General features: G+C 67.9%; 16 protein-coding genes and 1 riboswitch. Of the genes, 7 read left to right on the forward strand and 9 right to left on the reverse strand.

Going from position 1 to position 19,749, the window contains the following annotated elements; translation table 11 throughout:
• Nucleotides 1-65: 65 nt before the first annotated feature.
• Nucleotides 66-3,143 (reverse strand): FAD-binding and (Fe-S)-binding domain-containing protein, encoded by a 3,078-nt coding sequence (locus QRN67_RS03770; protein ID WP_285410569.1) that lies wholly within the window; start codon nt 3,141-3,143, stop codon nt 66-68.
• Between the two features lie 13 nt (nt 3,144-3,156).
• Nucleotides 3,157-3,849: a GntR family transcriptional regulator gene (locus QRN67_RS03775; protein WP_285410570.1), complete on the reverse strand. Its 693-nt coding sequence runs from the start codon at nt 3,847-3,849 to the stop codon at nt 3,157-3,159.
• A gap of 122 nt (nt 3,850-3,971) precedes the next feature.
• On the opposite strand from QRN67_RS03775, the gene QRN67_RS03780 reads away from it, so the two are divergent.
• The 3 genes from QRN67_RS03780 to QRN67_RS03790 all read left to right on the forward strand — a co-directional run bounded on the left by QRN67_RS03780 (nt 3,972) and on the right by QRN67_RS03790 (nt 7,062).
• Entirely contained in the window at nt 3,972-5,213 is a 1,242-nt protein-coding gene (locus QRN67_RS03780) for a pyridoxal-phosphate-dependent aminotransferase family protein (RefSeq protein WP_285410571.1), read from the forward strand.
• 81 nt (nt 5,214-5,294) lie between these two features.
• Entirely contained in the window at nt 5,295-6,272 is a 978-nt protein-coding gene (locus QRN67_RS03785; protein WP_285410572.1) for a Bug family tripartite tricarboxylate transporter substrate binding protein, read from the forward strand.
• Between the two features lie 19 nt (nt 6,273-6,291).
• A complete protein-coding gene (locus QRN67_RS03790) occupies nt 6,292-7,062 on the forward strand; it encodes a fumarylacetoacetate hydrolase family protein (RefSeq protein ID WP_285410574.1) in 771 nt (256 codons plus the stop codon).
• Here QRN67_RS03790 and QRN67_RS03795 read toward each other — a convergent pair.
• Nucleotides 7,011-7,973, reverse strand: coding sequence for a LysR family transcriptional regulator (locus QRN67_RS03795; RefSeq protein WP_285410576.1), 963 nt, complete (start codon nt 7,971-7,973; stop codon nt 7,011-7,013). The two genes, QRN67_RS03790 and QRN67_RS03795, sit on opposite strands and share 52 nt — an antisense overlap.
• 94 nt (nt 7,974-8,067) lie before the next feature.
• Here QRN67_RS03795 and QRN67_RS03800 point away from each other — a divergent pair, with 94 nt between their 5' ends.
• The 3 genes from QRN67_RS03800 (at nt 8,068) to QRN67_RS03810 (ending at nt 11,395) form a co-directional block, all read left to right on the forward strand.
• Entirely contained in the window at nt 8,068-9,258 is a 1,191-nt protein-coding gene (locus QRN67_RS03800; protein ID WP_285410578.1) for an MFS transporter, read from the forward strand.
• Nucleotides 9,259-9,337: 79 nt separating this feature from the next.
• The gene (locus QRN67_RS03805; RefSeq protein ID WP_285410580.1) at nt 9,338-9,637 is read left to right on the forward strand and encodes a hypothetical protein; all 300 of its coding nucleotides are present in this window, start codon (nt 9,338-9,340) and stop codon (nt 9,635-9,637) included.
• A gap of 33 nt (nt 9,638-9,670) precedes the next feature.
• Nucleotides 9,671-11,395 (forward strand): sensor domain-containing diguanylate cyclase, encoded by a 1,725-nt coding sequence (locus QRN67_RS03810; protein ID WP_285410582.1) that lies wholly within the window; start codon nt 9,671-9,673, stop codon nt 11,393-11,395.
• A gap of 33 nt (nt 11,396-11,428) precedes the next feature.
• Here QRN67_RS03810 and QRN67_RS03815 read toward each other — a convergent pair whose 3' ends face one another.
• The 4 genes from QRN67_RS03815 to QRN67_RS03830 form a co-directional block, all read right to left on the reverse strand.
• A complete protein-coding gene (locus QRN67_RS03815; RefSeq protein ID WP_285410584.1) occupies nt 11,429-14,164 on the reverse strand; it encodes a sensor domain-containing diguanylate cyclase in 2,736 nt (911 codons plus the stop codon).
• A 438-nt stretch (nt 14,165-14,602) separates the two neighbouring features.
• Nucleotides 14,603-14,806 (reverse strand): hypothetical protein, encoded by a 204-nt coding sequence (locus QRN67_RS03820; RefSeq protein ID WP_081269463.1) that lies wholly within the window; start codon nt 14,804-14,806, stop codon nt 14,603-14,605.
• Nucleotides 14,807-14,980: 174 nt separating this feature from the next.
• Nucleotides 14,981-15,550, reverse strand: a complete 570-nt coding sequence (gene mntP, locus QRN67_RS03825) for a manganese efflux pump MntP (protein ID WP_081269462.1) — start codon at nt 15,548-15,550, stop codon at nt 14,981-14,983.
• Between the two features lie 14 nt (nt 15,551-15,564).
• Nucleotides 15,565-15,735, reverse strand: a riboswitch (yybP-ykoY riboswitch).
• 282 nt (nt 15,736-16,017) lie between these two features.
• On the reverse strand, nt 16,018-16,923 hold the full coding sequence (locus QRN67_RS03830; protein WP_285410586.1) for a LysR substrate-binding domain-containing protein: 906 nt from the start codon (nt 16,921-16,923) through the stop codon (nt 16,018-16,020).
• 133 nt (nt 16,924-17,056) lie between these two features.
• Here QRN67_RS03830 and QRN67_RS03835 point away from each other — a divergent pair, with 133 nt between their 5' ends.
• On the forward strand, nt 17,057-17,728 hold the full coding sequence (locus QRN67_RS03835; protein ID WP_285410588.1) for an FMN-dependent NADH-azoreductase: 672 nt from the start codon (nt 17,057-17,059) through the stop codon (nt 17,726-17,728).
• A 34-nt stretch (nt 17,729-17,762) separates the two neighbouring features.
• Here QRN67_RS03835 and QRN67_RS03840 read toward each other — a convergent pair whose 3' ends face one another.
• Both QRN67_RS03840 and QRN67_RS03845 read right to left on the reverse strand, forming a co-directional pair.
• Nucleotides 17,763-18,668: an SDR family oxidoreductase gene (locus tag QRN67_RS03840; RefSeq protein WP_081269459.1), complete on the reverse strand. Its 906-nt coding sequence runs from the start codon at nt 18,666-18,668 to the stop codon at nt 17,763-17,765.
• Nucleotides 18,669-18,769: 101 nt separating this feature from the next.
• Nucleotides 18,770-19,708 carry a glutathione S-transferase family protein gene (locus QRN67_RS03845; RefSeq protein ID WP_285410589.1) on the reverse strand — a complete coding sequence of 313 codons (939 nt, stop codon included), beginning with the start codon at nt 19,706-19,708 and terminating at the stop codon, nt 18,770-18,772.
• Nucleotides 19,709-19,749: the final 41 nt, after the last annotated feature.

Consider the following 19,749-nt stretch of genomic DNA (forward strand, 5'->3'; position numbering starts at 1 on the left):
CAGCAGCAAAGGGGGTGCCGCGCATTTTGCGGCAGCCTGCCCGATCCTGCTGCCGGGGGCTCCACTCAGGCCGTGCCAGCGACAGGGTCGCTGTGCAACAGGTGCCGCTCCAGCAGCACGGCCACGTGCACCGCCTCGCGCCGGGCGCCGTCTTCTATCTGGTGGCGGCAACTGGTGCCGTCGGCCACGACGACCGCGTCGGGCCTGGCGCGGATGGCGGGCAGCAGGCTCGCTTCCGCCATCTGCATCGACACCTCGAAGTGGCTGGCCTCGTAGCCGAAGCTGCCGGCCATGCCGCAGCACGAGCTTTCGATCAGCTCGGGCTGCGCGCCGGGAATCAGCTTCAGCACCTCCATCACCGGGCTCACCGCGCCGAAGGCTTTCTGGTGGCAGTGGCCGTGCAGCAGGATCGGCGTCTCGGCCGGTCGCAGGGCCAGTTCGAAGCGGCCGAGCTTCACTTCCCGCGCGATGAACTCCTCGAACAGCAGCGCATGCTTTGCCACCAGCTCGGCCTTCTCGCCGAAGCCCATCACCAGCGTTTCGTCGCGCAGGGTGAGCAGGCACGAAGGCTCCAGTCCGACGATGGGCACGCCGGCCCGCGCCAGCGGCACCAGCGCATCGATCAGCGCGCCGGCCTTCGCCTTGGCCTCTTCGACCATGCCGCTCGCCAGGAAGGTGCGGCCGCAGCAAAGGTGGCCGCCGTGCTTCTCGACGGTGTGCAGCAGGTAGCCGGCCGCCTGCAGCACGCGCGCCGCAGCGAATGCGTTCTCGCTCTCGAAGGTGCCGTTGAAGGTGTCGACGAACAGCACCGCCGCCTTGCCGCCGCGCCGCGAGACGGCCAGCACCGCGTCGCGATCGGCGAACAGGCCGGGCTCGTTGTCCTTCGCGCGCCAGAAGGTGTCGCTGCGCCAGGCGGGCAGCGAGCGCTTCGCTGAAAAGCCCAGCAGCTTCTCGCCGATCCATGCCGCGCCGGGCACGCTGTTGCGCAGGTTCAGCAGCCACGGCAGGCGGCTGGCCTTGTGGGCGTAGTCGGGCAGCCTGGCCACGAGCTTGTCTTTCAGCGTGTGGCCGTGGCGTTTCTTGTAGTGATCGAGGAACTCGATCTTCATCTTCGCCATGTCCACGCCCGTGGGGCAGTCGCGCCTGCAGCCCTTGCAGCCGACGCACAGGTCCATGGTCTCGTGCATGGCCTCGCTGGTGAAGGCATCGGGGCCGAGCTGGCCCGATAGCGCCAGGCGCAGCGTGTTGGCGCGGCCGCGCGTCAGGTGCTGCTCGTCGCGCGTCGCACGGTAGCTCGGGCACATGGTGCCGGCGTCGAACTTTCGGCAGTGGCCGTTGTTGTTGCACATCTCCACGGCCTTGGCGAGGCCGCCGGTGCTGTCGCCGCCGGTGCCGGGGGCAGTGGTCACCTCGGTCACCGGGTCTGCGTTGACGTTCCATGCCGACCAGTCGAGCACGGGCTTGAGTTCGATGCGTCGGTACGGCTTGGGTGCGGTGGGCGGCGCAAAGCGGAACAGCGAGCCGTCGTCCATGCGCGGCGTGTCGATGATCTTGCCGGGGTTGAACAGGTCCAGCGGGTCGAGCTTGCGCTTGATGGCGCGGAAGGCCTCGTTGATGGCCGGGCCGAACTGCCATTCGATCCACTCGCCGCGGCACAGTCCGTCGCCATGCTCGCCGCTGAAGGCGCCCTTGTACTTGCGCACCAGCGCGCTCGCTTCTTCTGCAATGGCGCGCATCTTGGCGGCGCCGTCCACGCGCATGTCCAGGATGGGCCGCACATGCAGCGTGCCGACCGATGCGTGCGCGTACCAGGTGCCACGGCTGCCGTACTTCGCGAACACTTCGGTCAGCGCATCGGTGTATTCGGCCAGGTGCTCCAGCGGCACGGCGCAGTCTTCGATGAAGCTCACCGGCTTGCCGTCGCCCTTGAGGCTCATCATGATGTTGAGGCCTGCCTTGCGCACTTCCCACAGGTTCTTCTGCCACGCGTCGTCGGGCATCTCGACCACGCTGCCGGGCAGGCCAAGGTCGCCCATCAGCTCGACCAGCCGCTTCAGTTGCGCCAGCAGCGCGGCCTTTTCTGCACCAGAGAACTCCACCAGCAGGATGGCGGCCGGCTTGCCGATGAGCGCTGTCTCCACCGTGGGCTTGAAGGCCGGGTTCCCCAGGCTCAGCTCGATCATGGTTCGGTCGACCAGTTCCACCGCCGTCGGCCCCAGCTTCACGATGTGCTGCGCGGCATCCATCGCCGCGTGGAAGGTCGGGAAGTTGACGATGCCCAGCACCTTGGCGCGCGGCAGCGGCGCGAGCTTGAGCTTCAGGCTGCGCGTGTAGGCCAGCGTGCCCTCGGAGCCGATCAGCAGGTGCGCCAGGTTCACGCTGCCGTCCGCCGTGTACGGCCGCTCGCTCTGGTTGTCGAAGATGTCGAGGTTGTAGCCCGCCACGCGGCGCATCACCTTGGGCCAGTGCTCGGCGATCTGCTCGCGCTGCTGCCCGGCCAGCCCGCGCACGAACTGCGCGATGCCCGCCGCGCGCACGCCCAGCGAACCCACGGGGCCGAAGTCGACCAGCTCGCCGTTCGACAGCCACGCGCTGGCGCCCAGCACGTTGTGCACCATGTTGCCGTAGGCGATGGAGCGCGAGCCGCAGGAGTTGTTGCCCGCCATGCCGCCCAGCGTGGCCTGCGCGCTGGTCGATACGTCCACCGGGTACCACAGGCCGTGCGGCTTGAGCTGCGCATTCAGGTGGTCGAGCACGAGGCCGGGCTCGACCGTGGCCGTGCCCTCTTCCACGTTCACGTCGAGCACGCGCCGGAAGTGCTTGCTGTTGTCGATGACCAGCGCCGCCCCCGTGGTCTGCCCGCACTGGCTGGTGCCGCCGCCGCGCGCGAGCACCGGCACCTTCAGGTCGCGCGCGATGTCGATGGCGGTGGCGATGTCGCGTTCGTTCGTGGGCACGAAGGCGCCCACGGGCGTGATCTGGTAGATCGACGCGTCGGTGGCGTAGCGGCCGCGCGAACCGTCGTCGAACAGCACCTCGCCCTGCGTGTCGGCACGCAGCCGGCGCGCGAGCAGCTCGCAGGTGTCGTTGGGCGGAAGAACGGTTCCGGCTGGCTGCATGTGGCTGGCGGGATCGATGCGCATGGTGGTTCTCTGGTCAGCTCGACTTGGCCGAGGGATAGATTTCGCCGGCGCGCAGCAGCTCGAGCACGGTGTCGCGCTTGCGCAGCACATGCGACACGAGCACCTTGCGCATGGCGGCGGCGTCGCGCACGGCCAGCGCGTCGATCATCTGCTCGTGCTCCTGCACGGCGTGCTTCCACTTGGCCTCGTTCTGGTTGGTGCGAAAGCGCAGCGACTGCACGCGGGCGTTGATGGAGCGGTAGGTGTTCGACAGCACCGGGTTGGCCGCCGCGTCGTTGATGGCGGTGTGGATGCGCGCGTTCAGGCGGTAGTAGCCCGACAGGTCGCGCCGCGCGAAGCAGGCCATCATTTCGTAGTGCAGCGCGCGCACCTCGGCCAGTTCGTCGTCGGTGATGCGCTTGGCCGCCAGCTCGCCCGACATGCCCTCGAGCATGGCCAGCACCTCGAAGGTGTTGAGCACGTCGGCCTCGGTGAGCTTCACCGCCACCGCGCCGCGGTTGGGCAGCAGGTCGACCAGCCCTTCGGCCGCGAGCAGCTTGATGGCCTCGCGCAGCGGCGTGCGCGAGACGTTCAGCTGCAGGCACAGCTCGCGTTCGTTGAGCTTGGCGCCGGGCGCGATGTAGCCCTCCACCAGCATGGTCCGCAGCCGCGAGGCCACCTGGTCGTGCAACGCCAAGCGCGAGATTTCGATGATTTTCGCTGTCATGGTTTTTCCCTTTGAATGCATTTTGAATGCAAAAAATCGCCCCAACAACCAAGATGCATCAGGGTAAACCATCGCACCAAAATGTATTTTGAATGCAAAACTGAAACGCGAAAGGACAGTCCATGCTGCAACTCGACATCCATCCCACCGGCCGCCACTTCCTCCAGATTCCCGGCCCCAGCCCCGTGCCCGACCGCATCCTGCGGGCCATGAGCCTGCCCACCATCGACCACCGCGGGCCGGAGTTCGGTACGCTGGGGCTGAAGGTGCTGGGCGGTATCAGGCAGATCTTCAAGACCAGGCACCCGGTCGCCATCTACCCCGCCTCGGGCACCGGCGCATGGGAGGCCGCGCTCGCCAACACGCTGAGCCCGGGCGACCACGTGCTGATGTACGAAACCGGCCACTTCGCTTCGCTGTGGCAGAAGATGGCCACGCGGCTGGGCCTGTCGACCGAGTTCCTCGCGTGGCCGGGCGCCGACGCGCAACTGCCCAGCGCGCCGAGCTGGCGCCGCGGCGTGCAGGCCGAGCTGATCGAAGCGCGCCTGCGCAAGGACACCGAAAAGAAGATCAAGGCCGTGTGCGTGGTGCACAACGAGACCTCCACCGGCGTCACCTCCGACATCGCCTCGGTGCGCAAGGCCATCGACGCGGCGGGGCACCCGGCGCTGCTGATGGTCGACAGCATCTCCGGCCTGGCCAGCGCGGACTACCGCCACGACGAATGGGGCGTGGACGTGTGCGTGAGCGGCTCGCAGAAGGGCCTGATGCTGCCGCCGGGCATCAGCTTCAACGCGCTGTCGCCGCGCGCGCTCGAAGTCTCGAAGACCGCGAAGCTGCCCAAGGCCTTCTGGGCCTGGGACGAGATCGTCGAGATGAACAAGGACGGCTACTGGCCCTACACGCCCAACACCAACCTGCTGTACGGGCTGTCGGAGTCGCTGGACATGATCCTCGGCGAAGGCCTGGACAACGTGTTCGCGCGCCACCAGCGCTGGGCCGCGGGCGTGCGCGCCGCCGTCAATGCATGGGGCCTGCCGATCCAGTGCGCCGACCCGGCCGTCTACTCGCCCGTGCTCACCGGCGTGATCACGCCCGAGGGCGTCGATGCAGACGCGCTGCGGCGGCTGATCCACCAGCGCTTCGACCTTTCGCTGGGCACCGGCCTGGGCAAGCTCAAGGGCCGCATGTTCCGCATGGGCCACCTGGGTGACAGCAACGACCTGACGCTGGTGGCCATGGTCGCGGGCGTCGAGATGGGCATGAAGCTCGCGGGCATCAAGCTGGCCGGCAGCGGCGTGCACGCGGCCATGGACCACTTCGCGAACCACACGGCACCGGCCGCGCTGCAGAAAGCCGCATAGGCACGCAGCACTGCCGGTGCAGCACCGGCAACAGCGCCCCCGGCGCGCATCGGATTCCTACCTACGACGGAGACAAAGAAGATGCAAAGACGTTCCCTCATCCAGGCCGCCGGTGCGGCCGCCGCCACGCTGGGCGTGCCCCGGCTCTTCGCGCAGGAGTGGCCTTCGGGGCCGGTGCGCATCGTGGTCGGCTTTCCGCCGGGCGGCGGCACCGACGCCCTGGCCCGCGTGGTCGCGCAGAAGCTCACCGTCATGTGGGGCCAGCAGGTCATCGTGGAGAACAAGGGCGGCGTGGCCGGCGTGCTGGCGGCCGACTATGTAGCGCAGCAGCCGGCCGACGGCAGCACGCTGCTCATGGCGCACATCAACAGCCATGCGCTGGCGCCCAGCCTACAGCCCAAGCTGCGCTACAACGTGGAGCGCGACTTCGTGCCGATCGTGCTGGTGGGCGTCACGCCCAACCTGCTGATCGCCAATCCGGGGCAGAAGGCGCTGAGCGTGAAGGACATCGTGGCCGCCTGCAAGGCCGCGCCGGGCACCCTCAGCTTCGGCTCGGCCGGCGCGGGCTCGGCGCAGCACCTGGCGCTGGAAATGTTCAAGCTGCAGGGCGGCGTCGATGCGCTGCACGTGCCGTACAAGGGCAGCGGCCCGCTGCTGGCCGACCTGATGGGCGGGCAGATCCAGTACAGCTTCGAGACCATGACCGCCGCCACGCCGCACGTGAAGAACGGCCGCGTGATCGCTGTGGCGCAGACGCGCACCAAGCGCGCCAAGGGCCACCCGAACGTGCCGACCATGCAGGAGCAAGGCTTCCAGGGCTTCGAGGCGACCACCTGGTACGGGCTTGCGGGGCCGGGCAAGCTGCCGGCCTCCATCGCGCAGAAGGTGAACCGCGACGTCAACACCGTGCTCGCGATGCCCGACGTGCAGGAACGGCTGGACACCTACGGCGCCGAAGACGGCGGCGGCTCGCAGGACAAGTTCAGGCAGTTCATCGGCACGGAAATCGCAAAGTGGGCGAAGGTGGTGAAGGACGGCAATGTCCATGTCGAGACCTGAAGCTGGGAAGATCGGGCAGATGAACCCATCCCAGACCGCCCTTACCGACGCCCTCGTCGCCGCGCGCCGCGGCAACCGCACCCTCGACGCCACGCCCTGGCTCGACACGCTCGAAACCGCCGACCAGGCCTATGAAGTGCAGGACGCCGTGGCCGCCGCGCTCGGCTGGCTCGGCGCGGCTGGCGTGCCCGGCACCTGGAAGTCGGGCGGCGGCTCGCGCAGCGCGACGCTCACGCATGCGCCGCTGCCGCCCGCCGGCGTTCGCCCGAGCCCGGCGGACTTCAGCGACCTGGTGTTCCACACGCCCGGCATCGAGGCGGAGATCGCACTGCGGCTCGGCCAGGACGTCACGCCCGCGCAGGCGGCGGCGCTCGACCACGGCAACGCCGCATCGGTCGTCGATGCCATGGCCGTGTCGGTCGAGATCGTCGATGCCCGCTGGCAAGACCTGCCCTCCACGCCCGCCCTGCTGCGCCTGGCCGACTCGCAGGTGCACGGCGCGCTGGTGATCGGCGAATGGAAGCCGTATGCCGCGCTCGATTGGTCTTCGCAGCGCTGCGAGACCAGGGTCGGCAATGCGGACACGGTGCTGCGCACCGGCACGCACCCGTTGGGCGACCCCACGTGGCTGCTTCCCATCTGGCTGCGCCACCTCACGCGCCACGGCCATACCGTGCCGGCCGGCACGGTCGTCACCACGGGCTCGTGGGTCGGCGTGCTGCCCTGCCGGCGCGGCGATCAGGTGTCGGCCGAATTCCCCGGCGTCGGCGCGGTCCGCTTGAGCGTGTAGCGCCCGCCGCCCACGCCGGAGCATGCGACCAGAAAGTCCAGCACCGCGCGCACCCGGGCCGGCAGCGTGCCGGCCTTGCCGATGTACACCGCGTGGATCGGCTCCACCTCGCAGGGATTGAACTCCTCCAGCAGCGGCACCAGCCGGCCCGCGTCGATGTCGTGCTGTATGTGATACAGCGACAGCCGCGCCACGCCCGCCCCTGCGATGGCCAACTGCCGCAAGGTCTCGCCGTCGCCCGCGCGCACCGGGCCGGCCACCGGCAGCCACTGCGTTCGCCCGTCCACGCGCAGCGGCCAATCGGGCGAGTTGCGGCGGTAGCTCCAGCCCAGCCGGTTGTGCGCCTCCAGCTCCTGCGGCGTGCGTGGTGTGCCGTACTTCGCAAGATACGACGGCGCAGCCACGACCGACTGGCTGGTCTCGCCGAGCCGCCGCGCCACTAGGTCTGAAGACGGCAATTGCCCCCATCGGATGGCGATGTCCGCGCGCTCGTCCATCAGGTCGACGATGCGGTCGGTCAGCGCGATGTCGAGCGAGATCTGCGGATGCATCTCCAGCAGGCGCGGCACCAGCGGCACCAGCTTGTGCTGCCCGAATGACACGCTCGCATTGATGCTCACCCGCCCGCGCGGGGCGGCGCCGGCCGCGGCGCAGCGTTCTGCCTCGTCCATGTCGGCCAGCACGCGCAGGCTGCGCTCATAGAACTCCGAGCCCTCTGGCGTGAGCTGCAGCTTGCGGGTGGAGCGGTGCACCAGCTGTATGCCCAGGCGCAGTTCCATGCGCGATATCAGCTTGCTCACGGCGGAGGGTGTCATGCCCAGCAGGCGCGCCGCAGCCGAGAAGCCGCCCGATTCCACCACCTGGACGAAGGCCTCCATTTCGCCGGAGCGGTTGACGTCGATGCGCGGCATGGCGGGCTTCCTTTTTTGTGACTTCAAATCACAAATGCTTGTACTCGCGGCATTCTAGTCATCGAGCCTGTTTGTCTCCACAGTACAGGGCATCATGCCAATCGCTCTACTCGCCCTCACCGCCGGTGCCTTCGGAATAGGCACCACCGAGTTCGTCATCATGGGCCTGCTGCTGCAGGTGTCGACGGACCTGCATGTTTCCATCACGGCCGCCGGCCTGCTGATCTCGGGCTACGCGCTCGGGGTCGCGGTCGGCGCTCCCGTGCTCACCATCGCCACGCGCAAGCTGCCCCGCAAGACGGTGCTGCTCGCGCTGATGGCGATCTTCACGCTCGGCAACCTGGCCTGCGCGCTCGCGCCCAACTACGAAACGCTGATGGCCGCGCGCGTGATCACCTCGCTGGCGCACGGCACTTTCTTCGGCGTCGGCTCGGTGGTGGCCACCGGACTGGTGGCGCCCGAGCGCCGGGCGTCGGCCATCGCGATCATGTTCACCGGTCTGACCGCCGCCACGCTGCTGGGCGTGCCGGCCGGTGCATGGCTGGGCCTGCACCTGGGCTGGCGCGCCGCGTTCTGGGCGGTCGCCGCGCTGGGCGTGCTGGCCTTCGCGGTACTCGCCGTGTTCGTGCCGCGCAGCCGAACCGACGCGCCGATCGCCCCGCTGCGCGAGGAACTGGCGGTGCTGGTGCGCCCGCAAGTGCTGCTGGGCCTTGCGATGACGGTGCTGGGCTTTGCCGGCGTGCTGGCCGTCTTCACCTATATCCAGCCGCTGCTGACGCAGGTCACGGGGCTGTCGGAATCGGCGGTGTCGCCGGTGCTGCTGGTGTTCGGCGGCGGGCTGGCCGTCGGCAACATCCTGGGCGGCAAGCTGGCCGACCGCGCGACGATGCCGGCCGTGCTGGGCACGCTGGCGGTGCTGGCGGTGGTGCTGAGCGTCATGCAGTGGGTCATCGGCACGCCATGGATGGCGGTGGCCTTCGTCGGCCTGCTGGGCGTGGCCTCGTTCGCCACGGTGGCGCCCATGCAGTTGCGGGTGCTCGAAAAGGCCTCGGGTGCCGGACAGAACCTGGCGTCGAGCCTCAACATCGCGGCTTTCAACCTGGGCAATGCGCTCGGCGCGTGGGTGGGCGGCGTGGTGATCGCGCACGGCCCCGGGCAGCGCGCGCTGGGCTGGGTGGCGGCGCTGCTCACGCTGGTGGGCCTGGCCATCGCGCTGTGGAGCCGCGCGCTGGACCGGCACGAACCGAGCCACACGCTGCACGATTGCGCTTCGCAAACCGCCTGATCCTTCTCCTGGCGGGAATCCACAGGAATCGCGGCAAAGGCAGAATCCAGGGACACCGAAGCCCCGTATCTACTGCGCAATGCTCTTTTCCCTCCAAGTCCGCCCCGCCGTTGCGACCGACGCGCACGCGCTGGCGGCCTTGGCCATCCAGGTCTGGCTCGACACCTACGCCACCGATGGCGTGAACGACCTGCTGGGGCGCCACGTGCTCGACGCGTTCACGCCGTCGGGCTTTGCCGCTTTGGCGCAGGACGCGGCAGGCAGGACGGCTCGGAGTGCCTGCCGCTTCTACGAAAAACACGGCTTCAGCCTCAAGGGACGTACCTGGTTCGCCCTGGGCGAAGACCGCCACGAGAACCACGTACTCGCCGTGCCTTGAGCACGGGCAGCCACAACCGCACACCATCCATCGATGTACCCAGCCCATTCCGCGAACGACGACAACCACGACACGCCCTCCCCGGCACGCCGCAAAAGCTGGTTTCGCAGCTTTCGCACGCAGGTGGCGCTGGGCTTCGGCGGGCTCGCGGCGGTGCTGGCCGTCACGCTCTCGCTGGTGCTGGGATCGATGTTCGCGCGCAAGAGCGAGGCCGACGAATCGGCCGTGCTGCGCACCATCGCGCGGAACGCATCCAAGGCGCTGGCGGACGGCCTCACCTCGCGCACGCGCGAGATCGAATTGCTCGCCGACTCGAGCACGCTCTGGAAGGACGGCCTGGGCGCCGAGCGCGTGATCCAGACCATCTCGCGCACCCAGGCGCTCACGCCCTACAGCGCGTGGATCGGCGTGGTGTCGCCCGACGGCGTGGTGCAGGCGTCCACCGGCAAGCTGCTGCTCGGCGCCAACGTGGCCGAGCGGCCGTGGTTCCAGGAAGGCCTGCTCGGCACGCACGTGGGCGACGTGCACGCCGCCAAGCTGCTTGCGGCGCTGCTGCCCAAGGGCAGCGACGGCGGTCCGCAGCGCTTCGTCGACTTCGCGGCGCCCATCCGGCGCGACGGGCAGCTGATCGGCGTGCTGGGCATGCACGGCAGCTGGGAATGGACCCGCAGCGTGGTGGAGTCGCTCTTCCCGGACGACGCCCTGGCGCGCCGCCTCGAGGTGTTCGTGCTGGACGCGAAAGACCATGTGATCTACGCGTCGGACGCCGGCTTCGACCGCTCGGCCGACCTCGGCGTGCAGCCGTCCGCCACCGGCGGCTCCGGGGTGAAGTTCGCGCGCGAATCGACGGGCGGCGAGTTCCTGATGGCCACTGCGTCGGTCGGGGCGACCGACGGCAAGATCGACCTGGGCTGGACCGTGGTGGCGCGCGAGCCAGCCGACGTGGCGCGCGCCGCGGCGCGCGACGGCGTCAGGAAGGCGCTGATGCTGGGCCTGCTCTGTGCCGCCCTGGCCTTCGTGCTCGGCTGGTTGCTGGCGCAGCGGCTCACTCGGCCGTTGCGGCAGATCGCGTCGGTGGCACGCGACATCGGCGCCGGCCGGCTCGACACCGGCATCCCCACCAATGCGGGCAGCTCGGAGGTCAAGCAGCTGTCGCTGGCGCTCGCGGGCATGACGGCCAAGCTCGTCAGCGCCAACGCCGAACTGGAGCAGCGCGTGAAGGAGCGCACCGCCGCGCTGGAAACCGCCAACGCCGAGCTCGACCGGCAGGCGCGCTTCGACGCCCTGACCGGGCTGCTCAACCGCCATGGCATGGAAGAACGGCTGCAGCAGGTGCTGGCCGTGTCGAACCCCGACACCGCGCCACTCGGCATCGTGATGATCGACATCGACCACTTCAAGTCGGTCAACGACCGCTTCGGCCACGCCACCGGCGATCTCGTGCTGAAGGCGGTGGCCGGGCTCATGAAGACCCGGCTGCGCAAGTCAGATATAGCAGCGCGGCTGGGCGGCGAAGAATTCGTGCTGATGCTGCCCGGCGCCAATGCGGCCGAGGCAATGCAGGCGGCCACGGAGCTGGTGCGGCTGGTGGGCGATGCGTTCATCGATCCGGTGGGCCACATCACCATCAGCTGCGGTGTCTCGCAGATGCTGCGCGACGAGGAAAGCGTGGCCAGCGCGCTGCGCCGAGCGGACAAGGCGCTCTATGCCGCGAAGTCGCTGGGCAGGAACCGCGCAGTGGCGCCGCCGCTGCCTTGAACGCCGGCGCCGCAGCGCTGCGCTCTTCTTGCCTCAGTGGGCCTCGGCCGTCGTGTCCGGCAAGTTCCTGATGGACATGAAGAACTCGAACCGGTTGCGCCCCGCCGCCTTCGCGTTGTAGAGCGCCGCATCGGCGCGCGCCAGCAGTTCCTCTGCCGTCACCAAGGAATCGGCGGCCCGGTGGAACGCGATGCCGATGCTGGTCGTGACGTCGATCTGCCGGCCGTCCACCTCGAAGGGCCGCTTGCCGATGCGATCCGTGATCTTGGCCGCGACGATGGCCACCGCCTCCTGGCCGCCGAGGTTCTCGAGCACCAGCACGAATTCGTCGCCCGCGAGCCGGGCCACCATGTCGGTGCCGCGCACGCTGCCCTGCAGGCGCCGCGCATATTCGACCAGCACGGCGTCGCCCACCGCGTGGCCGAGCGTGTCGTTGATGGCCTTGAAGTGATCGATGTCGAGGAACATCAGCGCGAGCGAATTGCCGGTGAAGCGCCCGCGCAGCACCGCGTCCGGCAGGTATTCGTTGAAGGCCAGCCGGTTCGGCAGGCTGGTGAGCGTGTCGAGCCGCGCCAGTTCGATAAGCTTGTGCTCCACCACCTTCAGCGCGGTGATGTCCAGCGCCAGCGAGAAGATGCCGTGCGTCAGGCCGTCGGACCGCACGTCGGGCACATAGATCACCTGGGTGATGCGCTCGAAGCCCTTGCGCTGGGTGCGCGCCTCGAACTCCACCTTCTCGCCCGCCAGCGCGCGCTCGATCATCGGCTTGCGCGAGAGATACACCTCGCGCCCGGAGATGTCCTGCATGTGGCGCCCCAGCACCTGCGTCGGGTCGAGGCCGAGCCACTCGCGGCTGGTGGCGTTGGCGAAGGTGATTTTTTCCTCGCGGTCGATGTAGGTGATCAGCGCCGGCATGCTGTCGGTGATGGCACGCAGCCGCAGTTCGCTCTCGGCCTGGCGCAGCTCGGCTTCCTTCAGCGCCGTGATGTTGAAGCTCATGAGGTAGAAGCCCACCACCTCGCCGCGCAGGTTCTTGTCGGGGATGAGGTTGACCTGGAAGAAGCCTTCCTTGCCGCGCGTGGGCGCACGCACCGAAAAGCGCACCTTCTTGCCGGAGAACATCACCGGCAGGTAGGGCTTGTGCTGCGCGTACATGGCGTCGCCAAGCGCGGTGCGCAGCGTCGTGCCTACCAGCGAGCCGTCGCCCACGCCCGCCATCTGCCGCGCCCGGATGTTGCCGAACAGGCAGTTCTGGTTGCGGTCGAAGTAGCCGACCAGCGCGGGGATGCTGTCCGTCACGTCGCGCAGCCGCTTTTCCTGCTCGGTCAGCGCCTTGTGGATGGTCACTTCCTCCGTGATGTCGAAGGTCATGGAGAACACGCCGCGCACCACGCCGTCGGCATCGATGTCGGGAATGTAGTGCGCCTTGAAAGTGCGATTGCCGATGCCCAGAGCTGGATCGCCCGGCTTCTCGATGATCACGGCCTCGCCGGCCAGCGCGCGCGCGATGTGCGGCTCCACCAGTGCGAAGTCGCGCTGGCCGCGTACCTCGGGCATCGCGCGGCCGACCAGCGGCGCGTTGTTGTGCAGCGCGCGCACGTGCGCATTGACGAAGGTGTAGCGCAGCGACGCATCGATGTGCGAGACCATCGCGGGAATGTTGTCGGCAATGGTGCGAACCTGCGCCTCGCTGTGCGCCAGGCTCTGCTCGGTGGCGCGGCGCTGCTTCATCAGCTCGTCGAAGGTGCGGGCGAGATCACCGATCTCGTCGTGCGCGTACTGCATGGGCGCCTCGATCTCGTGGGGCGACCGCTGCGCCACCTGCATGTGATGGTGGAGTTCGGCCAAAGGCCGCAGTTGCCGGCGCACCACGCCCAGCGCCAGCGCGCCCGCGGTCAGCGCCAGCAGCACGGCACCGATCCACGCGGCACGCTCGATGGCGTCGACACGGGCGAAGGCCTCGGCGCTGGGGTACATCGAGCCGACGATCCAGTTCGTCTGCTCGGTGCGGTCGAAGGCGTAGAGGCCGGGCACGCCGCGCTCGTCGACGCCTTCGCTCGTGCCCTCGAAGCCCGCGATCGCCCGCAGCACCTGCGGCCCGGCTCCGCCTTCGGCCTGCACATGGTTCAGGATGCGCGACGTGCGCGGATGGTCGATCACGATGCCGTCGGTGGTCGTGATGAACAGGTAGCCCGTCTTGCCGATCTTGACCTCGGCGAGCGCGCCCAGCACGTTGCGGTCCTTGAGGTTGATGGCCCCGGAAATCACGTACCGCACCTGCCCTGCACCGTCGAGCACCGGCGCGGTGATCGCCACCTGCGCCAGGCCGTTCAGCCGGTTGCGGTAGGGCTGCGAAATGATGCCGGCCTTGGAGGCCACCGTCTGCTGGAAATAGGCGCGGTCCCTGATGTTCACGCTGCCGATGGGCACCGCGCCGCTCTGGTTGGCGACCAGGTTGCCTTCCATGTCGATGAAGGCGACGTTGTCGAAGGCCTGCTTGAGCGCCGCGTGCTTCTCCAGAAAGGCCTGCAGCGGCTCGGCGTCCTTGAAGTCCTGGGCCACCACGCTGTCGCCGAAAGTCTGCAGCAGGATGCGGCGGCTGCTCAGTTTCTGGTCGATCGCGTCCGCGACGGCGGACACCCTGGCCAGCTGCTCGCCGGCGATGGAAGCGCGCAGGCTGGACTTGACGAAATGCAGCGCGCAGGTCGCGATCGTGAAGGTGGCGGTGAGAACCACCGCCGCCACCCCGAGGCTGAGGCGTGTGTGCAAACCGAAGCGCAGTTTCGAAGGGCCCGAGGGATTCATTATTGGTCTTGTTCAAGCTGCCGAGGCGTGTGCAGCGGGAGTCTCCGGCGACAGTATCGGGGCCTTCCATATCCCGATTTCCCCCCCCCGACATCTCGTGCGTCGAAGATTTTAGACTTCGGGCCGCGGTTTCTCCGGACGGCGATTCTGCAGCTGCAAGATGGCTTGTGGAACGGCGAGCGCCTCCTGCCCGAGGGGTTCGTCAAGTTCGTGAGCACCGTCGCTTCGACGTGGGCGGCCGACAAGCGCCCCATCTATGGCGGCTTCTTCTGGGTCAACGGCACGGGCGCCTGCTCGGCCTTGACAAGGGAGAGGCGGCATCGGCAACCAGCCTGCGGAAAGCCCTGTCGCTGCTGATGCAGGGCGTATTGGCGTCGCAGCGATAGCGAGGCAGGCAGCCCTTCAACGCTCGGGCTTGCTCAGGAGCGTTGGAACCACATACCCGTCGCGGTACACGCCTTCGATGCTCCCCTCCACCCGATCGGTCGAATGCGCTGCCACGAACTTCCCTTCCGCTTGCCGGTAGACGACGATGGTGCAGGACGAGCGCTTGCTGAGAATGCGGGCAACGCCTGTGGCCTGGCGAAGGGTCGGGTACGTCTCCATGGAGATCCTTGTCTAATTCCCCGGATCGTAGTCTTAAGGTACTCAGGATTCGCTCGGGGCTTGTCCTGAGCAGCTCGGACACGTGATCCGAAATGGCCGGAATTCGTGATTTATTCACATTTTCACGCAATACCTCCGTCGTGTGTTTACATCGGTATCAACCGATGCCCGGCTTCAGGCCAGCCCGTTCAGATGCTCATAGAGGATGAAGAACCCGATGCCGATCAGCAGCACGCCGCCGACGATCTCGGCGCGCTTGCCGACGACGGCGCCCAGCACGCGTCCCACCATCACGCCAAGCGTCACCATGGTCAGCGTAGCGAGGCCGATGGCGAGCGCGGTCCAGGCGATGTTGACGTTGATGAAGGCCAGCCCGACGCCCACGGCCATCGCGTCGATGCTGGTCGCGAAACCGGTGATGGCCAGGGTCCAGAAGGAGTTGCGGCTGGGCTTGTCGTCCACTGCGTCGGGCGTGCCGCAGCCCTCCCAGATCATTCGCAGGCCCAGCACGCTGAGCAGCGTGACCGCGATCCAGTGGTCCCAACGTTCGACGTAACTGGCGGCGGCCAGGCCGGCAGCCCAGCCGATGACGGGCGTTATCGCCTCGATGACGCCGAAGATGAGACCCGTGCGCAAGGCTTCGCGCCAGGAGGGTTTGCGCAGTGCTGCGCCCTTGCCGACGGCAGCGGCGAAAGCATCCGTCGACATGGCGAATGCAAGAAGGATCGTGGAGGCAATGTTCATTTTGGAAGTAGCAAGCAAGGCCGGTTCAAGACGCCGCGGCGCACGAACCCGCCGGCCAAAGCCGCGTCCATGCACCGCTGGTCTCGCCAACCTTTCGGCTGCTCACGCCACGGTCGCAAGGTGCGAACCGAGTATGTTGACGTGAACGCTTCCGAAGTCCGGAAGCCGGCTACTCCCCAAGGGAGCGGCGATTCTAATCGCCTGCATTGAAAGGGCTCCGCGACAGCGCCTGCGCCGGGCGTAGGGCTTTGCGGCTTGCAACGCGGTGAGCTCTTGTTCGCTCGGGCATGCCGCTTTAAGCGCCGCATAAGTTTCGGCCGAAACAATCAGCGCCGGTAGCCCACTCTTTCCTCCCTCCTCCAGGGCTACCCTTCAACCCGCTCAGGCGGGTTTTTCTTTGGCTGGCCAGCCATGCTGTGTGCATTCTTCCGAGGTGCGCGCGACATGTGGCGGCCCGTTGTGCTTCCTCATGCCCCGCTTCCATCCAGCGGCTGCAGCCCCTTCACCCAGTCGAATACCGCCGCCACGGCGGGCTCCGATCGCCGCGCCTCGGGGCACACCAGATGGAACGGCAGCCCCGGCAGTTCCGGGCCGAAGGGCTTCACCAGGTTGCCTGCGCGCAGTTCGTCCGCGATCAGCGCCAGGCTCATCAGCGCCACGCCCTGGCCCTGCAGCGCGGCCGACACGGTGTGCGTTTCGTCCGAGAACACCGGCCCCGCAGATACGTCGAGACCGGCCACCTGCGCCTCCTGCTGCCATTCCGTCCACGTGCCCGGCTGGCTCCTGCTGCCGGGCAGCGCGAAGTGCAGCAGCGTGTGCCGCACCAGGTCGCTCCGCTTCTTCAGCTTGAGCACAGGGCTGCACGCTGGCGCAAACACGTTGTCGAACAGCTTCTCGGCCACCATGCCCGGCCACTGGCCGCGTCCGTAGCGGATGGCGATGTCGGCGGTAACGCCGTCGAGCGCCACCGCCTCGTGCGATGCGTGGATGCGCAGGTCCAGCTTCGGATGCAGCGCACGCAGGGCGCCGACTCTCGGCAGCAGCCAGCGGGCCGCAACGGCCGGCGTGGCCGACAGCGTGATGGCCTGCCGCTGCGGCGGTGCCCGCAGCCGTGCCACTGCGTTGGCCATTGCATTGAACGATTCGCTCAGCACCGCCTGCAGTTCGCGCCCCTGCGGCGTGAGCACCAGTTGCCTCGGTTGACGGATGAAGAGCGCGACGCCGAGCGAGTCTTCCAGTTGGCGCACCTGATGGCTGATGGCGGTCGGCGTGACCGACAACTCGCTGGCTGCGAGCTTGGCGCTGCAATGCCGCGCTGCCGCCTCGAAGGCACGCAGCGACGCCAGCGGCGGGAGTTGGCGAAGGTTGCTCATGGATGAATTGATTTTTTAGCAGCGAAAAGAATTCATCGTTTGTTGGGCCTCGGATGGTTGGATAGATTGAGAACCCTGTCAAGTCGACAGCTGAACCAGTTTCATCCCACCAGGCAACAACGAGGACCCGAACATGACCACCCTGCTCCACATCGACGCCAGCGCCCGCCCGGGCTTTTCTGGCACGCATGCGCACGGCTCGCACTCGCGCCGGCTCAGCCGGCATTTCGTATCGGCCTGGCGCGCGGCACGGCCACACGATGAGGTGATCTACCGCGACATCGGCGAAACGCCGCCGGGCCACGTCACCGGCGAATGGATCGCCGCGGGCTACACCCCGGCCGCCGAGCGCGAGCCGTGGATGCATGCAGTACTCGCGGAGAGCGACACGCTGATCGCCGAAGTGCGCCGCGCCGACCTGCTCGTGATCGGCGTGCCGATGTACAACTTCGGAATGCCGGCGCCGCTGAAGTCGTGGATCGACAACATCGTGCGCATCGGCGCCACCTTCGACTTCGACCGCAGCCGCGACAACCCCTACGTGCCGCTGCTGGCCGAACGCCGTCGCCGCACGGTGCTGCTCACCTCATGCGGCAGCAGCGGCTACGGACCCGGCGGGTTCCAGGCGGAAATGGACTTCCTGACGCCCGGCATCACAGCCCCGCTGGCGCTGCTGGGGCTCACCGAAACGCACAGCGTGGGTATAGAGCACGCCGAAGACCACGGCGACCTGCTCGACCGGTCGATCGCCGCCGCGCTCGCCCGCGTCGAGACGCTGGCGGGCGAGCTGCAGGCGGCGGCCTGAAGAGGCCTGAAGAGGCCAGAAGAGACGTGAAGAATCAGGCCGAGCGCAGTTGCTCGCGCAGCTTCTGCCCGATTTCCGGGCGTTCGAGGAACGGGTCGGCCGGGTTCGTCACCGACACGATGTTCTCCATGCGGCTGCGCACGTTGCCCAGCGCCTTCGGATGGCTGAACACGTAGAACTGGTTGTCGCTGATGGCCTCGAAAACCTTGGCCGCTACTTCGGCCGCCGTGATCTTGCCGCTGCTCACCGCCTTGTTGCTCATGGCCTGGCCAATGAGCTGGCTCTTGGTGAGTTCGCTGTCCTTCGGCGCATTGGGGCGGTTGCGTTCGCTGCTCGTGATGCCGGTGGGCACGAAGTAAGGGCACAGCAGGCTCGCGCCGATCTGGTCGGTGACGAGGTTCAGGTCCTGGTACATCGTCTCCGTGAGGCTCACGACAGCCGCCTTGGCGGCGTTGTAGATGCCCATGTTGGGCGGCGTGAGCAGGCCGGCCATGCTCGCGGTGTTGGTGATGTGGCCGCGGTAGGACGGGTCCTTGGCGGCGGCCTCGAGCATCATCGGCGTGAACAGGCGCACGCCGTGGATCACGCCCCACAGGTCGACGCCCAGCACCCATTCCCAGTCGGCCACGGTGTTCTCCCACACCAGGCCGCCGGCGCCCACGCCCGCGTTGTTGAACACGAAGTGCGGCGCGCCGAAGCGTTCCTTCACGGCGGCGGCCAGCGCTTCCATCTGCGCCGCGTCGGACACGTCGACCTTGCGCGCCATCACCTGCACGCCGGCGGCTTCCATCTCGGCCTTGGCCTTGTCGAGGGCGTCCTGCTGCACGTCGACCAGCACGAGGTTCATGCCGCGCGCCGCGCCGATGCGCGCGCACTCCAGTCCGAAGCCCGAGCCCGCGCCGGTGAGAACGGCGGTCTTGCCCTTGAAGTCCTGAATCATTTGCCGGTGTCCTTCTTTTGTTGAATGTCTCTGACGTCGAAGGCGCTATTGAAATACGGAATGCGCGCGGGCGCAGTCACGAAGGTGCCCGCCAAGCAGGCTCAGGCGTCCGCCTTCTTCAGCACATAGCCGATGCGCGGAAAGTGCACGTGCACCGTTCCCACCCGCTCGCCGGAGCGCTCCAGCGTGTAGTGCGTGCGCGTTGCCGCGACCAGCGTGCCGGGCGTTTCTTCGAGGCCGAAGCTCTCGGCGCGGATGGTGACGGCGCTGCCCAGCGGAATGCCGTGGTCGTCCTGGAAGGTGCTGTCGGTCAGCAGCGTGTGCGGCGTGGCGGCCTTGGCGGTGGCAATGGCCTCGTCGCTCGTGAACTTCTCCGGCGCACCGTGGCCGATGGCGGCCATGCGGTCCATCCAGTCGACCACCGCGGGCGTGAGGTCGAGGATGGTTCGCACCGACTCGACGCGGCGCGTGTACCAGAGCGGGTGGTAGGCCGAGAAGTCGGCAATGCTGGGCACTTCGCCCAGCAGGAACGGCTTGTCGTCGAGCATGTCCGACAGCCGGCGCAGGTACGACTTGTAGGCGCTGGTGGCATCGGCCGGGCGCAGGCGGGTCATGTTGCCGGTGCTCATCTTGCCGCGGTCTTCGCCGAAGGCCTTGGCGGCCTCGGGCGGCGCCTTGGCGAACACTTCTGCCGCGCCCCTGGGCTGCAGGTTCCAGGCCATCGCGGCCCAGAACAGCGTGGTGTCGGCCCACTGCGCGAGGATGCGCGACAGGCCTTTCTCCGGCTCGGGGTAGAGCGTGGGCTCGGGCTGCAGATGTTCGAGCACGTCGGCGATGAGCGCGCTGTCGCAGTACATGTCGGCGCCGATCTGCAGGAACGGCGTCTTGCGGTAGCCGCCGGTGAGCGTTTCCACGTCGGGCTTGGGCATGATCGGCGGGATGAAGACCGACTTCCACGGCAGCTTCTTCGCGCCGAGGATCAGCCGCACCTTTTCCGAGAACGGCGAGGTGGTGTAGTGGTGGAGGATCAGGTCGGCCATGGGTTGTTTCCTGTGGGTTGCTTGGTCGTTGCAGTGGGCCC

Origin of the sequence: Variovorax sp. efr-133-TYG-130, assembly GCF_030208835.1 — a bacterium.
Classification (GTDB): domain Bacteria; phylum Pseudomonadota; class Gammaproteobacteria; order Burkholderiales; family Burkholderiaceae_C; genus Variovorax.

Excerpts from the sequence above, each read along its gene's own strand:
- QRN67_RS03770 (WP_285410569.1), bottom strand. The coding sequence starts at position 3,143 with ATGCGCATCGATCCCGCCAGCCACATGCAGCCAGCCGGAACCGTTCTT.
- QRN67_RS03775 (WP_285410570.1), bottom strand. The coding sequence starts at position 3,849 with ATGACAGCGAAAATCATCGAAATCTCGCGCTTGGCGTTGCACGACCAG.
- QRN67_RS03780 (WP_285410571.1), top strand. The coding sequence starts at position 3,972 with ATGCTGCAACTCGACATCCATCCCACCGGCCGCCACTTCCTCCAGATT.
- QRN67_RS03785 (WP_285410572.1), top strand. The coding sequence starts at position 5,295 with ATGCAAAGACGTTCCCTCATCCAGGCCGCCGGTGCGGCCGCCGCCACG.
- QRN67_RS03790 (WP_285410574.1), top strand. The coding sequence starts at position 6,292 with ATGAACCCATCCCAGACCGCCCTTACCGACGCCCTCGTCGCCGCGCGC.
- QRN67_RS03795 (WP_285410576.1), bottom strand. The coding sequence starts at position 7,973 with ATGCCGCGCATCGACGTCAACCGCTCCGGCGAAATGGAGGCCTTCGTC.
- QRN67_RS03800 (WP_285410578.1), top strand. The coding sequence starts at position 8,068 with ATGCCAATCGCTCTACTCGCCCTCACCGCCGGTGCCTTCGGAATAGGC.
- QRN67_RS03805 (WP_285410580.1), top strand. The coding sequence starts at position 9,338 with ATGCTCTTTTCCCTCCAAGTCCGCCCCGCCGTTGCGACCGACGCGCAC.
- QRN67_RS03810 (WP_285410582.1), top strand. The coding sequence starts at position 9,671 with ATGTACCCAGCCCATTCCGCGAACGACGACAACCACGACACGCCCTCC.
- QRN67_RS03820 (WP_081269463.1), bottom strand. The coding sequence starts at position 14,806 with ATGGAGACGTACCCGACCCTTCGCCAGGCCACAGGCGTTGCCCGCATT.
- mntP (WP_081269462.1), bottom strand. The coding sequence starts at position 15,550 with ATGAACATTGCCTCCACGATCCTTCTTGCATTCGCCATGTCGACGGAT.
- QRN67_RS03830 (WP_285410586.1), bottom strand. The coding sequence starts at position 16,923 with ATGAGCAACCTTCGCCAACTCCCGCCGCTGGCGTCGCTGCGTGCCTTC.
- QRN67_RS03835 (WP_285410588.1), top strand. The coding sequence starts at position 17,057 with ATGACCACCCTGCTCCACATCGACGCCAGCGCCCGCCCGGGCTTTTCT.
- QRN67_RS03840 (WP_081269459.1), bottom strand. The coding sequence starts at position 18,668 with ATGATTCAGGACTTCAAGGGCAAGACCGCCGTTCTCACCGGCGCGGGC.
- QRN67_RS03845 (WP_285410589.1), bottom strand. The coding sequence starts at position 19,708 with ATGGCCGACCTGATCCTCCACCACTACACCACCTCGCCGTTCTCGGAA.